Origin of the sequence: Thalassobaculum sp. OXR-137, from assembly GCF_034377285.1 — a bacterium.
Taxonomy (GTDB): domain Bacteria; phylum Pseudomonadota; class Alphaproteobacteria; order Thalassobaculales; family Thalassobaculaceae; genus Thalassobaculum.
The window spans coordinates 446,538-460,811 of sequence record NZ_CP139715.1; the positions used below are offsets into that span (position 1 = coordinate 446,538).

Sequence of the window (14,274 nt, forward strand, 5' to 3'; positions counted from 1 at the left end):
GTCATCCCGAACTTGTTTCGGGACCTCACCTCGATCATCCGCCGGGAGGTCCCGAAACAAGTTCGGGATGACGGTTTGGAGAAGGTTGTGGCCCCCTACCCCACCTCCATCGGCAGGCTCTCGTCGGTCACCCATTCGGACAGGGACGCGTCGTACAGCGCCACGTTCGCCCGGCCCAGACGGGTCAGCCAGTAGGCGGTGACCGAGGCCGCGATGCCGCCGCCGCAATAGGGCACCACCCGCCCCGCCTCCATCGCCCCCGCCGCACGCAGGGCCGCCTCGATCTCGGACGCCGGTCGAAATGCGTTGGTCTGCGGGTCGAGCAGCGTCGACGACGGCACGTTCGTCGAGCCGGCGATCCGCCCGGCCCGGCCGTAATGCACCCCCTCGCCCTTGTGCTGCGCGTGCGACAGGGCGTTGACGATGCACACGCCGGGATCGCCGACCGCCGCCAGCACCTCGTCGCGGCCCGCCACCAGGTCCGGGCGCGGGTGCGGGGTCAGGGTGGCCGCCGGCAGGGTCACCGAGCCGCTCTCCACCGGCCGACCCTCTTCCCGCCATTTCTTCAGCCCGCCATCCAGAACGGCGGCGTTGTCGAAGCCCGCAACCCGCAGCATCCACCAGAACCGGGTCGCCCATTGCGGGCTGTCGGCGGCATAGAGCACCACCGCCGTGCCGTCGCCGATGCCATGGGCGCCGAACACCTCAGCCAGGCGCTGCGGCGTCGGCATGGTGAAGCGGAACCGCCCCGCCGGGTCAGAGAAGTCGCCCGTCAGGTCCAGGAACGCTGCCCCGGGGATATGCGCCTCCTCATAGGACGTCCGCCCGCTCTCGGCCCGCAGAGTGGTCTGCGGATCGGGCACCAGGAAACAGGTGCAGTCGAACACCCGCACCCCTCCCGTCTCCATTGCCTCGGCCAGCCAGCCGGTCGACACCAGACTGTCCGGCAACTCGTAAGCGCTTGATCCGGCCATGCTTCGCGTGCTCCCCTGAGGTTCTCCGGCAGCGTCTGTCGCGCCGCCTCCCACCGGACTGTACCGGATGCCCTCCGTCGCACAAATCCGTGCCGCCTTCGATGCCGTGCCCCGCAATGTCCAGGGCATGTTTTGGATCGTCCTCTCCGGGCTGATCTTCTCCAGCTTCATGGCGCTGGTCCGGCTGGTCGGCAACACCATGGACCCGATCCAGGCCTCGTTCCTGCGCTACGGGTTCGGCCTGCTGTTCCTGACCCCCTTCTTCCTGCGGGTCACCGCGGCGGATCTTCGGGCGATGCGGTGGAAGCTGCATCTCGGACGCGGCCTGATGCACGGCACGGGCGTGATGCTGTGGTTCTACGCGATGTCTCGGATTCCCCTGGCGGAGGTGACGGCGATCGGCTTCACCGCCCCGGTCTTCGCCACGGTCGGCGCCGCCCTGTTCCTGGGCGAACGGATCCGCCTGCCGCGCATCACCGCCGTCGTCGTCGGTCTGCTGGGCGCCCTGATCATCGTGCGGCCCGGGTTCGCCGATGTCGATCCCGGGGCGATCGCCATGCTGATCGCCGCACCGCTCTTCGCCTTTTCCGACCTGGTGGCCAAGGCCCTGACCCGCAAGGAATCCGGCCCGGCCGTGGTCGCCTATCTCTCCATCATCGTCACCCTGGTGACCATGGGTCCGGCCATCTCGGTGTGGAAATGGCCGAGCCAGGAGGAATGGTTCCTGATCGTCGTGATCGCCGGCCTGGCCACCGTGGGGCACCTGGCCATGGTCCAGGGCTTCAAGGTCGGCGAGATGTCGGCCATCGCGCCGGCCCGCTACGTCCAGCTCCTCTGGTCCGCCCTGATCGGCTTCGCGCTGTTCTCCGAGGTGCCGGAGATCTGGACCTGGGTCGGGGCAGTGATCATCGTCTCCGCCGCCATCTACATCGCCCGCCGCGAGGCCCTGGCCCGCGAGCGCGGCGTTCAGACCGTCCGTCCGGCCCAGTCGAGCTCCGCGAATACCGGGTAGTGGTCGGAGGCCTTGCTGTCGCCGATCCAGCTCCGCACCACCGCGCCGGCAAGGTCCAGCGTGGCGACCAGGTGGTCGATCTTGTAGCCGCTTTCCTGGGTGTAGAAGGTGGACGCGGCGAGCGGATCGTGCCCGGCGGCGACGAAGGTGTCGACGAGCTGGTCGGCCCGGCGCAGGCGCCCCCGATGGGGGTCCATCTCGCCGCAGACGAGCTCGATCTCCCGTGACTCCGCCGTGCAGTTGAAGTCGCCGCCCAGGATCACCGTGTCGGTCAGCGGCACGTCCACCGCATCGCCGGCCCAGGCGTTCGGGAACGGCCCGTCGGCGGGCAGAGCGTCGGTCCCGCCCTCGCGGATGAAGCGCATCAGCACTTCGACCTGCGGCAGGCGCTGGCCGGCGGAGATATGGGAGAGGTGGACCGAATAGGCGCGGATCGGCCCGGCCGGGGTCTGGCAGATCCCCTCCACCACGCAGCGCTGGACGTCCATGGTCTCCGGCAGGGCATGCTTGGGGAGAAGCTGGGTGCGCGAGGACAGGATCGGCCAACGGCTGGCGATCATGTTGCCGAACGTGCGCCGCCGGTTGACCACCGTGCCGTCCACCACGGTGCTGGCATCGCTGTCGAAGGTCGAACCGAACACCACGTAGCGGTTCAGCCGCGCCGCCAGTTCCGCCACCTGATCCTCGCCGTCGTTGCGCGCCCAGTTCTGGGTGACTTCCTGGAACAGGATGATGTCGGCGTCGGCGACCGCGTCGGCGATCCGGGCGATGTCGTAGCGGCCGTCCTGACCGAGGGCGTACTGGATGTTGTAGGTGGCGACGACGAGGCGCATCGGCGGGTCCTTTTCAGTCGGTCTATTGATAAGTCAGGCAGGGCGGGCGTCCATCCTGGCAAGAGGCCGTGACGGCAGTATGTCGCCGCCCGGCTCTTGCCGGAACGGGGTGCCGACGACAGGTTCTGTACCATGATCCAGATCCTGTTCGCCCTGCTCGGCCTGTTAATGCTCGCCGGCTGCTACCTGTCCCGCTCGGCCGACCTGCCGGACGAGCTGATGCGCACCTGGCAGGGGGCGACGGTGGTCGTGCCGTTCTCCTCGGCCGATCCGGCCATGACGGACATCACCGGGGAGATGAGCGAGGTGGAACCGCTGCTGCGCTCCGCCCGGCTGGCCCCGACCCTGCCGGTGGTGATCTTCCTGCATGGCTGCAACGGCCTGCACCGGGGCTATCGGGTCGATGTGGAGTTCCTGCGCGACCTCGGTTACGCGGTGATCGCCCCGGACAGCTTCTCGCGCGCCTACAAGCCCACGAGCTGCGACTGGCGCTCGAAATCCGCCGGCTCCCATCCCGGGGTGATCGGCTTCCGGCTGGCCGAGGCGGATTACGCCATCCGCCAGGTACGGAGCTTCCCCTGGGTCGACCCTTCGCAGATCGTGCTGATGGGCCAGAGCGAGGGCGGAATGACGACCGCCAACTATACCGGCAGCGACGTCGCCGCCCGGGTGATCCTGGGCTGGACCTGCCAGATCCCGTGGCCGCCGCTCTGGGGCATCAAGGGGGAGGACGACATTCCGGTCCTCTCCGTGGTCAGCGCCGAGGACCGCTGGTTCCAGCGGTGGTTCCTGCGCGGCGACTGCGGCGAGGACATGGACGGTTTCGCCGATGCCCGGTCCGTGGTGATCGACGGTTCCACCCATCACGTTCTACGCCGCGACGAAGCCCGGGAGGCGGTGGCCGGGTTCCTGGAAAGGGTGGCGCCGTCACCGAAGCTGAAACGGCTGGCGCGGGATTAGAGGAAAGGAATCCACCCTCTTTCCCATTCTCATTCTCTCCCCGGATTGATTCCGGGGCCTACCCTCGGGCGAGACCAACGCCGTCGAACAGCAGCGTCGGACTCAGTGCAGTCGGATGGGTGGGCCCCGGAACAGGTCCGGGGAGTGTGGTTGGGATGAGAGGGCGTGCCCTCAGAGCGGCGCCGGCGGCGTCACCCCGAGCTTCCCGGCCCACTCCGCAAGCCCCTCCATGATCCCCGGATACAGCGCCACGCCTTCCGCCAGCGCCGCGCGCTTGCGGGCGAGGGCGCCGTCGCCCGGCAGACGCACCGCGTCGACGCCCGGGCGCGGCGGGTTGGTGCGGCAGAGCTCCACCAGCCGGTCGGTCTGGCGGCTGAAGGCATCCGCCCCGGCGAAGGCTGTCGGGTCCTGTACCTGAACCCAGATGCTCGCCCCCCAGCCTTCCGGCGGATCGGCCCGGCCGTGGCCGGACAGCCCCTGGGTCAGCGCTTCCACGATCAGCGCCAGGCCGTACCCCTTATGCCCGTGGTCCAGCCCGCCCACCGGCAGGATGGTGCCCGGCGGATCGGTGAACAGCACCGCCGGGTCCTTGGACGGGTTGCCCTCGGCGTCGATCAGCCAGGGATGCTCCAGCGTCCGACCTTCCTTGTGCAGCCGGTTGGTCAGCCCGTTGGTGGTGATCGAGGCCGAGATGTCGATCAGGATCGGATCGCCGGAGGTCGGGATGCCGACCGCCATCGGATCCGGCGTGTAGATCGCCCTGGTGCCGCCGAACGGCGCCACGCTGGCCACCGCCGGGTCGGAGCAGGTCAGGGTCACCATCATCCCCTCATCGGTCGCCCGCTGCAGGAAGGCGGCCAGACAGGCGATGTGATGGGAGCGGCGGATCGACACGGTGCAGGTGCCGTACCGCCGGGCCCGCTCCACCGCCAGGTCCACCGCGCTCGCGGTCAGCCACACGCCGGACAGCCGCATGCCGTCCCAGACCACCACCGGGCCGCGGTCGGACAGCACCTCCGGCATCCCCGTCGCCGTCATCGATCCGTCCTTGAGGGCCGCGAGATAGGCGCCGACGAGCTGCAGCCCATGGGTGGTGTGGCCCATCAGGTCGGCCTCGACCATCAGCGGCGCCACCAGGGCGGCCTTGTCGGCCGGCAGTCCGGCGCCGACGAACAGCGCCTCGGCGTAGTCGATCAGCGCCTGGGCGGCGTAGCGTTCCGTCATTCCGTATCCTCCCTCTTGGCCGCCGCTATGAGTGCGACGTTTCCGTGCAGATGCAGTATCTGATGCTCCAGGCCGAGTTCGGTAAACCACCGAACGTAATCGTCGAGTCTGGCGGGCCGGTTGCTTTGCGACAGATCGGCCTCGTAGTCGGAGAAGGTCTGCGCCGTCCGCATGGGCCGGCCGTGGATCGCCTCGATCCGCGCCCAGATCGCCCGCTGCAGCTCGAACGTCGCCGGCGTCGTCAGGCGCAGCCGGTCGTACAGCAGGAACACCCCGCCCGGCGCCAGCCGTTCCGCCGCCCAGGCGATCACCGACCGTTTGGCCGCGTCCTCCAGATCGTGGAAGGTCAGGGCGGTGGCGATCACCTTGAACGGGCCGCCGCCGATCTCGATCGCGCCGATATCGCCGAGGTCGCCCTCGACGAAGCGCGCCCGGTCGCCGAACCGGCCCCGCGCCGCCTCCAGCGACTCGCCCTTGCGGTCGACGCCGGTGAACGCCACATCGTCGCGGCGCTGGAACAGCAGGTGGGCCAGATAGCCGGTCCCGCAGCCGAGATCGAGGACGGCCTCGCCCTGCCGCAGCACGGCATCCGCCGCCGCGACCAGGATATCGAGCTGCTCTGCGCGGGTCGGGTGACCGCCGATCGGATCGTCCATCGTCTAAACCCCTCTGACTCAAAGGATTACTGAAAAGGCCACCGTGCATGGCGGTTTTCCAGCGCTTTTGCCTTGATTTTAGATAAAACTTTACATAAATTCACGTCACCTACAGTCCTTCAGAAAGAGGGAAGACGATGACCAGAATGGTGACTGATAAGGCTTTTGCCCTTCTATCTCAATCTGTTGCCGACATTGTCGGCAACGAGACCAAAATTGCGACGGCGCTCATGCGCGCCATCAACAGTGGGAGTTCGGTGGATCTGATGATGGCCCAGGCCTCGTTCGAGGATCTCGACGTTGCCACTCGGCGCCAGATTCACGGCCACGCCATGCGGCTGGCCGATACGATTCACTGATCTGGGGGACGGATAACCAGATCCTCTGTTTTGTCGCTTTTGAAGGTGTCGCGGGATCCCCCACCCCCGCGATTCCGTTTCCCCGGCCAGCCTCCACAGGCGGCCGGGGAAACCCCTTTCCTGCCTCAGGCTCGGCGACGAAACCACCGCTCCGGGCGTCACGGCTACTTCTTGTCCGCCTTCTCGAGATCGGCGTAGCAACGCTCCGCGCCGGCGTGCAGCGGTACGTTGACCCCGATCAGCGCCGAAGTCAGACGGACCTGCTTGCCGCCGGGATGCCCGCCGTCCAGCAGCGTGCGGGTGGCGTCGTTCCACAGCGCCTTGCAGACGGCGTAGACGAGGTCGTCCGGCGCGCCGGCGGTGGTGACCCACTGCGCGGTCACGCCGAATGTGTCGATCTCCTTCTGGTCGGGCCCGTACACCGTGGCCGGGATCGGCGCGCGGGTCAGAAACTCGTGACGCTCCAGCAGCGCGTCGACCGCGGGCCCGTCGAGCGGCACGATCCGGGCCTGTCGCGCCCGGATCAGATTGGCGACCGCGTTCGTCGGGACGCCGGCGACGATGAAGAAGGCGTCCAGTTCGTTCCGCGCCATCAGGCTCGCCGCCGGTCCCGGCTTCATATATTCGGCGATGACCCCGCCGGTTCCGATCCCGGCCGCCTCCAGCAGCCCGGTGGCCAGCAGCAGCGTGCCCGAGCCCGGCTCGTCCAGCGACACCCGCTGGCCGGCCAGATCCGCCAGGGTGGCGATATCGGTCTCCGCCCCGACCACGAGCTGCATGTGCTCGGCGTAGAGCGATGCGATCACCCGCAGGTCGGTCATGGGCTCGCGGCCGGCGAAGGCCCCCGTTCCGGTATAGGCTGCATGGATGACGTCGGACTGGGCGAAGCCGGAATCGATTTCGCCCCGCTCCATCGCCTCGATATTCGCCACCGATCCGTTGGACGAGACGACGATCCCGATCAGGCCGGGAACGCCGCAGCTCCCTCCGGCCTCGCAGGCGCGCGAGCCGGGCGGACTGGAGATCGCGTTCCCGATGATGGAGCCGATCGGATAGTAAGTGCCGTTCACCCCGCCGGTGCCGATCCGGAAGAATTTCGGCTCCTGCGCCGCGCTGGCGGGCGGATCGACGGACACAAGAATGGCGGCGAACGACAGAAGGGCGACGGACAATCGGGTCAGGGTCGTCATCTTTCTGCTTCGGCTCCCTCGGTCGGGTCACGGGATCGTTCGACGGCGCTATTGGAGATAGTAACGCACCAACTCCTTGGCACCGTCGGAATTCCATTCCGCATCGCCGAGAATCCGTCCCATCACCTTGCCGTCCGGCGAAATCAGAACCGTGGTCGGCAGGCCCGTCGCCTTCATCTCGCGGGCCAGGGCCCCCTTGGGATCGGCGGCGGTCTTCAGGTGCGTCACGTCGAGCCCGTCGAGAAACGGCTGCGCAACCTCCAGACCCTTGCGATCGATCGAGATGATCAGCACCCGGAACGCGTCGCTGCCGAGATCGACCTGCAATTCGTCCAGCGCGGGCAGCTCGCGGATGCAGGGCGCACACCAGGTGGCCCAGAAATTCACCAGTACCGTCTGCCCCGCGTAAGCGTCGAGGTTGATGCGCTCGCCGTCCGGGTCTAGGAAGTCGATGTCCGGTGCCGGCTGCGGATCGGCGAAGGCTTCCCACGCTCCGTAGCCGCCGGAAAACGCCGGCGGACCGGAAGCGGAGGCGACCGTCAGAATGGCCCCGCCCGCAGCGAGTGCCGCAACGAGACCGACGACCCCGCCAACCAGCGCCAGCCGCCGCGGCGACCAGGAAGAAAGCGAACCGAGAAACGCCATGACCGACTCTACTCCCGCGAATTCAATGTGGGGCGGCCGCTTTGCCGCCGGACCGGCGGAAGCCATGGAACGGATCAACCCCTCCATCGACTTCGACCGTCGCCTCTGGCGCGAAGACATCCTGGGCTCGAAGGCGCATGCGGAGATGCTGACGGCTCAGGGCATCATCACAGCCGAAGATGGGGCGGCGATCGCCCAGGGTCTAGACGACATCTGGGGCGAGATCGAGTCCGGGTCGTTCAAATTCTCGCACGCACTGGAAGATATCCACCTCAACGTCGAGAACCGGCTGCGCGAGAAAATCGGCGATGCGGCCGGCCGTCTGCACACCGGACGCTCGCGCAACGACCAGATCGCCCTCGACATGAAGCTGTGGACCCGCGGCGCGGTCGACGCGCTGGAGGTCGAGCTGAAGGACCTGCAGGCCGCGCTGATCGAGCAGGCCGACCGGCATGCCGAGACCATCATGCCCGGCTTCACCCACCTGCAGCCGGCCCAGCCGGTCACCTTCGGCCACCACCTGCTGGCCTATGTGGAGATGATCGGCCGCGACCGCTCCCGGCTGGCCGATGCCCGCAGGCGGCTGAACGAGAGCCCGCTCGGTGCGGCGGCGCTGGCCGGCACCCCGTTCCCGATCGACCGCCACATGACCGCGTCCAAGCTCGGCTTCGACCGGCCGGCGGCGAACTCGCTCGACGCCGTCTCCGATCGCGATTTCGTGATGGAGGTGCTGGCCGCCGCCGGGATCTGCGCGGTGCACCTGTCGCGCCTGGCCGAAGAGCTGATCATCTGGACCACGCCGCAGTTCCGCTTCGTGAAGCTGTCCGACGCCTTCACCACCGGCAGCTCGATCATGCCGCAGAAGAAGAACCCGGACGGCGCCGAACTGGTGAAGGGCAAGGCCGGCCGCATCCTGGCCGCCTTCACCGGCACCGCCATCGTGCTGAAGGGCCTGCCGCTGGCCTATGGCAAGGACATGCAGGAGGACAAGGAGCCGTGCTTCGACGCGGTCGACAATCTCGGCCTCTGCATCGCCTGCACCACCGGCATGATCCGCGACCTGCAGGCCAATCCGGACTCCATGCGCAAGGCCGTGGTCGCCGGCTTCCCGACCGCCACCGACCTCGCCGACTGGCTGGTGCGCGAGACCGGCATGCCATTCCGCGACGCCCACCATGTGACCGGCCGGGCGGTGAAGGCCGCCGAGGAGCGCGGTTGCGGGCTTGAGGATCTGCCGCTCGACGTGCTGCGCGAGATTCACCCGGCTATCGACGACCGCATCTATGGCGTGCTGTCGGTGGAGGCATCGCTCAACGCGCGGACGAGCTACGGCGGCACCGCCCCGGTGCGGGTCCGCGAACAGGTCGCCGAGGCCCGCAAGCGGTTCCTGGGCGACGGTTCCTGAGACGGAGGATTGAGGATGGACGAGACCCGCCGGACCCTGCTTCTCGCGCTGGCCGCCCTGGCCACCGGCGGTCTCGCCGCCTGCGGCAAGCGGGGCGATCCGAACCCGCCCAAGGACAGACCCTCCCCCCATCCCCGCAGCTATCCGGCGCCGTACCAGACCAAGGTGCTGACGGAGTAGGCGGTCCGGGGGAGAAAAGAGATAGCAGCCATTCCACTCTTTCTCACTCCCCGGACTTGTTCCGGGGCTACCCCGGCCGCCTTGGCGGGCGCCTGTGAGTTTCCTTTCGCGCCCGCCCCGGAGGACGCCCTACCCCGGAACAAGTCCGGCGAGTGGGCAATGGCCGGAGGAAATGGGCCGCGGAGAGATATCCGCCCTCGCCTCGAGCTGACGAACACATCCGCTTGAAACGCCGTCCCGGGACTTGACCCACCCGGGGCGCCGACCAACACTCCCTGTATCGGCGCCCGGTAGGCGGTCGCTTCGGAGCGGGTTCTGGCGATGGCAGGTTTATGCCGGCCGGAAGAAGCCACCGGCGCACCGGACGCCCCGACGATGGTGGAGACCCGTGGTGCGCAACCCGCAGACGCCGGACCGGTCGACGTTCAAAGAAGGTGCCGACCCGAGCGGCGTGCTTGCCGCCAAGCTCGCTCTGGCCAAGGCTGTGCTGGGCTGGGAGCGGCTATGGCCGTCGCTGTGGCCGCCCCTGGTGATCGCCACGCTGTTCATCGCGCTGGCGCTTATCGGCGTGCCGGGATGGATCGGCGACCTGACCTATGGCTGGGGGCACCTGACGCTGCTGGTCGCCCTCGGCGCCGCCTTCCTGTGGAGCCTGCGCCGCGGGGCACAGCGCTGGCAGCCCGCGACCCATGCGGACGCGGTGCGCCGGCTGGAGCGCGACAGCGGTCTGTCCCACCGGCCGCTCAGCAGCCTGGGTGACCGTCCGGCGGACGAGGCGAACTACATGGGCCTCGCCATCTGGCGCGCCCATCTCAAACGCGAGGCGGCCCGCCTGAAGGGTCTGAAGGTCGGCGCCCCGGAACCGAGCATGGCCCGGCTGGACCGCTACGGCCTGCGGGCCGGTCTCGCCTTCGCCCTGGTGCTCGGCCTCGCCATAGCCGCCGGCAATCCCGGCCAGCGGATCGCCCAGGCCTTCCAGCCGGATCTGCGGTCGCCCTATGCGGCGGCACCGCCGACTCTCGACGTCTGGATCAACCCGCCGGCCTATACCGGCCGCGTCCCCATGCTGCTGGCACGCGCCGTGGAGACGCAGGAGGGCGGTGCCGCGCCTGCCGCCGAGACACCGCCCGAACGTCTCGCCGTCCCGGTCGGCTCCGTCCTGCTCGCCAAGGTGAACGGCGGAGAGGGCACGCCCGAACTGGCCGTCGCCGAGGGCGAAGGGGATCAGGCGCGCGAGACCGTCCGCCCGTTCGAGACCGTCGGCACCCGCGCCCATCAGATCGAGATGCCCATTGAGGCGGGGACCGCGCTGACCATCCGCCAGGACGGCGACGACCTTGCCGGGTGGACGATCACCGTCGTGCCGGACCTGAAGCCGACCGTCTCCATGGCGGAACCGCCGGCCGCCACCGAGCGGGCGGCGCTGATGATCCATTTCGCCGCGTCCGACGATTACGGACTAGACGCGGTCGAGGCGCGGATCGACCGGCTCGACAGCCTGTCCGAAGTGGCCAGCGAGGCCCCGATCGTCCTACCGCTGTCGTTGCCCGGTTCCGCGCCGGAGGCCGTCGACGCCAAGGACTACCACGACCTCACCCCCCATCCCTGGGCCGGACAGCCGGTGCGGATCACCCTGGTGGCCCGCGACGCCATCGGCCAGGAGGGGCTCAGCGAGCCTCTGACCATCATCCTGCCGGAGCGGCAGTTCACCCATCCGGTCGCCCAGGCCATCATCGAGCAGCGCAAGCGCCTGACCACCGAGCCCGGCGAGAAGGACGACATCGCCCAGGTGCTGATGTCCATCGCCGTGCGGCCGCATCACTATTTCGAGGATCTCGTCACCTTTCTGGCCCTGCGCACCGCCGCCGGCCGCCTCGTCCTGAACGACGAGAGCCCGGAAATGGTCGAGGCCGTCCAGAAGCTGCTCTGGGACACCGCCCTGCGGGTCGAGGACGGCGAACTCTCCCTCGCCGAGCGCGAGCTGCGGGAGATCGAACGCAAGATCATGGACCTGCTGGCCGAGGACAGCGTCGATCAGGCCGAACTGGACAAGCTCATGGACGAGCTGCGCCAGGCCATCGACAAGATGCTTCAGGCCATGGCCGAGCAGATGCAGGAAATGATGCGCAACGGCGAGCAGAACGCCGAGCAGATGCAGGAGGTCGACCCGAACCGCATCATCGAGCGCCAGGACCTGATGGACATGCTGGAGCGGGCCCGCGAAATGGCCCAGGCCGGCGCCAAGGACGCGGCGCGCGAGATGCTCTCCCAGCTCCGCGAGCTGATGGAGAACCTGCGTGCCGGACGGCCGCAGATGATGTCGCCGGAACAGCTCGCCGCCCGCGAGATGATGCGCCAGCTCCAGGATCTGGCCGAGCAGCAGCAGCGGCTGATGGACGAGACCTTCAAGAACCACCAGCAGGAGCAGCAGTTCGGCAACCGGGGCCAGCAGAACCTGGGCAACCAGCCCTTCGGCAGCCAGCCCGGACAGCAGCCGGGCCAGCGCGGCGAACAGGGCCAGCCGGGCCAGCGTCCCGGCCAGGGCCAGAACGGGCAGGGCCAGAACGGCCAGGGTCAGTCGCCTCAAGGCATGAGCGCCGAACAGCTCGCCCAGATGCAGGAGCAGCTGCGCCGGCAGCTCGGCGAGTTCATGCGCAAGCTGGGCGAGGGCATGGGCCGGATCCCGCAGCCTTTCGGTCAGGCCGAGCGGGCGATGAAGGGGGCCAGCGACGCCCTGGGCCAGAGCCAGCCGGGCGACGCGGTGGGCCCGCAGGGGGACGCCATCGAGGCCCTTCAGGACGGCGCCCAGGCGCTGTCGGAGGCGATGCAGCAACAGCAGCAGGCCGGCGGCGGTGCAGCCCCCACGCCCGGCGCCCAGGGCCGCGCCCAAGACGGGCAGATCCGCGATCCGCTGAACAACGACAGCGACGACAGCCAGGGCTACGCCACCGACGGCAATACCCGCCACGGCATTCCGGCGGAGAGCGACCTGCTGCGCTCGCGACGGATCTTCGACGAGCTGCGCCGGCGCTCCGGCGAGCGCGACCGGCCGGCCCAGGAACTGGACTATATCGACCGCCTGCTGAAGCGCTTCTGAAGCTGCGCCGCGCCGATCCGGCGCGCCGTCGGGCATGCGGCGTGTCGATGGGCCGCGTCTGCCCGGCGATCGCCGAGGATGACAGAACCGCCCCCGCTTCCTATGTGTTTACCTTGGAAACGGGATCGATCTGCGAAGGGGCAGGCATATGGCACGACCGGAAGTCGACTGGGACGACGAGTACTCGGCTCCCAAACACCGCTTCCTGCCGGGCCGCGGATTTGCGCGGTTCAGTGGCTATACCCTGATCGTCCTGGCCGTCCTGATCGTCCTGTACTACCTGATCGGCGCCGTGGCGATGCACAGCATCGACGACGATCCGAACTTCCAGGCGATCAACGAGCCGGAGGGCGGCAGCCATTCGGTGGCGGTCACGGCGGCGCTGATCGAGCGCGAGGTCGATACCCATTTCTGGACGGCCAACGATCCGTTCTTCTATCCCTCGGCCCTGCTCGACAACACGCCGAACTACCAGCAGGGCATCGTCTACGCCCTGTCGCGCTTCACCATCGAGTTGGCCGACCAGATCGGCCGGACCCGAGGGTCGTCCGAGGTGGACGCCGATCTGGATCGGGCGGCGGGCCTGCTGAAATACCCCGGCAACGTCTGGATCTTCGATCTCTCCACGTCGTTCCTGCCGACGCCCGCCTCGGAAAGCCAGTACCGGGCGGCGGCGCGCGCGCTCAAGGCCTATAACGAGCGTCTGGCGGCGGGCCAGGCGATCTTCGAGCGCCGCTCGGACAATCTGATCGCCACCCTCGACCGCATCGCCTCCGACCTCGGCTCGGCCTCGGCGACCCTGGACCAGCATCTGGCCAAGCCGCGGCCGCTGCTGGTCGACACCAAGGTCGACGACATCTTCTACGGGGTGAAGGGGCGGCTCTATGGCTACGCCATCGTGCTGCGGGAGCTCGGCCGCGACTTCGACGGGGTGATCAAGGACCGCCAGCTCCGCCCGGCCTGGGACCAGATGATGCAGTCGCTCAACCAGGCGGCCATTCTCGATCCGGTGGTGGTGATGAACGGCGCGCCCGACGGCGCCTATTTCCCGAGCCACCTGGCGGTCCAGGGCTTCTACCTGCTGCGCGCCCGCACCCAGCTGCGCGAGATCACGAATATTCTGCTGAAGTAGGGAGCGGCTTCGGCCGCTCTTCCGCTATCTCCTTTTTCTTTCCCGACTTCCTGGACGGCCCGCAGGGCCGATCCAGGACCCTGGCACCAACGCCGGAACACGATCCTGGATCGGCCCTGCGGGCCGTCCAGGAAGTCGGTTTGGAGGGAAGGTGTGAAGAAGAAAGGCCCTAGGTCACCACATCCACGCCCGGCGGCCCGGTCCGACGGGCGGTATCCCTGTCCACGGTCTCCTGGACCGAGCGATAGCGCCGGGCCGCCTCGGCGCTGCCGGTGCGGCTCGCCGCGTCGCCGTCCTGGGCGAAGGACTGGGCGAGGAAGGTCGCGGCCGGTCTGCTGGCGAGGAGCGGACGGCGGAACGCCTCGCCGCGCTCGAGGAACGGATTGCCCCGGCTCTCCGGCCTTGGCTCGCTGCCGGTGACCGGGACGGCCACCGCGTCGCCGCCGGTCCGATCCGGGCGCCGCTGGCCACTCTCACCGGCTTGGACACGATCGGTTTCGGCACGCACATAGGGGACGACGGCGCGTCCGCCCGTCGGCACGGGGAGGTAGCTGGCCGGCAGCGGGCCGGGGCCGTCGACGGGCGAGACCATGAGGTCCGGCCTCCA

At 68.7% G+C, this 14,274-nt stretch carries 14 protein-coding genes; 7 read left to right on the forward strand and 7 right to left on the reverse strand.

Annotated features, from left to right (window positions below; genetic code table 11):
• Window positions 1–95: 95 nt before the first annotated feature.
• A complete protein-coding gene (locus tag T8K17_RS02185) occupies window positions 96–974 on the reverse strand; it encodes a sulfurtransferase (RefSeq protein WP_322332869.1) in 879 nt (292 codons plus the stop codon).
• Window positions 975–1,041: 67 nt separating this feature from the next.
• Here T8K17_RS02185 and T8K17_RS02190 point away from each other — a divergent pair, with 67 nt between their 5' ends.
• Window positions 1,042–1,986, forward strand: coding sequence for a DMT family transporter (locus T8K17_RS02190; protein ID WP_322332870.1), 945 nt, complete (start codon window positions 1,042–1,044; stop codon window positions 1,984–1,986).
• Here T8K17_RS02190 and T8K17_RS02195 read toward each other — a convergent pair.
• Window positions 1,941–2,819 carry an endonuclease/exonuclease/phosphatase family protein gene (locus T8K17_RS02195; RefSeq protein WP_322332871.1) on the reverse strand — a complete coding sequence of 293 codons (879 nt, stop codon included), beginning with the start codon at window positions 2,817–2,819 and terminating at the stop codon, window positions 1,941–1,943. The two genes, T8K17_RS02190 and T8K17_RS02195, sit on opposite strands and share 46 nt — an antisense overlap.
• A 132-nt stretch (window positions 2,820–2,951) precedes the next feature.
• Here T8K17_RS02195 and T8K17_RS02200 point away from each other — a divergent pair, with 132 nt between their 5' ends.
• Window positions 2,952–3,779, forward strand: a complete 828-nt coding sequence (locus T8K17_RS02200) for a hypothetical protein (RefSeq protein ID WP_322332872.1) — start codon at window positions 2,952–2,954, stop codon at window positions 3,777–3,779.
• 171 nt (window positions 3,780–3,950) lie between these two features.
• On the opposite strand, the gene T8K17_RS02205 is transcribed toward T8K17_RS02200, so the two are convergent.
• Window positions 3,951–5,003, reverse strand: a complete 1,053-nt coding sequence (locus tag T8K17_RS02205) for an Ldh family oxidoreductase (protein ID WP_322332873.1) — start codon at window positions 5,001–5,003, stop codon at window positions 3,951–3,953.
• Complete coding sequence (locus T8K17_RS02210; protein ID WP_322332874.1) at window positions 5,000–5,659, reverse strand: class I SAM-dependent methyltransferase; 660 nt, start codon at window positions 5,657–5,659, stop codon at window positions 5,000–5,002. The genes T8K17_RS02205 and T8K17_RS02210 overlap by 4 nt, the downstream gene beginning before the upstream one ends.
• A gap of 137 nt (window positions 5,660–5,796) precedes the next feature.
• Here T8K17_RS02210 and T8K17_RS02215 point away from each other — a divergent pair, with 137 nt between their 5' ends.
• Entirely contained in the window at window positions 5,797–6,018 is a 222-nt protein-coding gene (locus T8K17_RS02215; protein ID WP_322332875.1) for a hypothetical protein, read from the forward strand.
• A 164-nt stretch (window positions 6,019–6,182) separates the two neighbouring features.
• Here T8K17_RS02215 and T8K17_RS02220 read toward each other — a convergent pair whose 3' ends face one another.
• Both T8K17_RS02220 and T8K17_RS02225 read right to left on the reverse strand, forming a co-directional pair.
• Window positions 6,183–7,208 carry a TAXI family TRAP transporter solute-binding subunit gene (locus T8K17_RS02220; protein WP_322332876.1) on the reverse strand — a complete coding sequence of 342 codons (1,026 nt, stop codon included), beginning with the start codon at window positions 7,206–7,208 and terminating at the stop codon, window positions 6,183–6,185.
• Window positions 7,209–7,256: 48 nt separating this feature from the next.
• The gene (locus tag T8K17_RS02225) at window positions 7,257–7,919 is read right to left on the reverse strand and encodes a TlpA disulfide reductase family protein (protein WP_322332877.1); all 663 of its coding nucleotides are present in this window, start codon (window positions 7,917–7,919) and stop codon (window positions 7,257–7,259) included.
• On the opposite strand from T8K17_RS02225, the gene argH reads away from it, so the two are divergent.
• The 4 genes from argH (at window position 7,852) to T8K17_RS02245 (ending at window position 13,667) form a co-directional block, all read left to right on the forward strand.
• The gene (gene argH, locus T8K17_RS02230; RefSeq protein WP_322332878.1) at window positions 7,852–9,258 is read left to right on the forward strand and encodes an argininosuccinate lyase; all 1,407 of its coding nucleotides are present in this window, start codon (window positions 7,852–7,854) and stop codon (window positions 9,256–9,258) included. The two genes, T8K17_RS02225 and argH, sit on opposite strands and share 68 nt — an antisense overlap.
• A 15-nt stretch (window positions 9,259–9,273) precedes the next feature.
• Window positions 9,274–9,438: a hypothetical protein gene (locus T8K17_RS02235; RefSeq protein ID WP_322332879.1), complete on the forward strand. Its 165-nt coding sequence runs from the start codon at window positions 9,274–9,276 to the stop codon at window positions 9,436–9,438.
• Between the two features lie 391 nt (window positions 9,439–9,829).
• Window positions 9,830–12,535, forward strand: a complete 2,706-nt coding sequence (locus T8K17_RS02240; RefSeq protein WP_322332880.1) for a TIGR02302 family protein — start codon at window positions 9,830–9,832, stop codon at window positions 12,533–12,535.
• A 148-nt stretch (window positions 12,536–12,683) separates the two neighbouring features.
• Window positions 12,684–13,667, forward strand: coding sequence for a DUF2333 family protein (locus tag T8K17_RS02245; RefSeq protein ID WP_322332881.1), 984 nt, complete (start codon window positions 12,684–12,686; stop codon window positions 13,665–13,667).
• A 169-nt stretch (window positions 13,668–13,836) separates the two neighbouring features.
• Here T8K17_RS02245 and T8K17_RS02250 read toward each other — a convergent pair whose 3' ends face one another.
• On the reverse strand, window positions 13,837–14,259 hold the full coding sequence (locus T8K17_RS02250) for a hypothetical protein (protein ID WP_322332882.1): 423 nt from the start codon (window positions 14,257–14,259) through the stop codon (window positions 13,837–13,839).
• Between the last annotated feature and the right edge of the window lie 15 nt (window positions 14,260–14,274).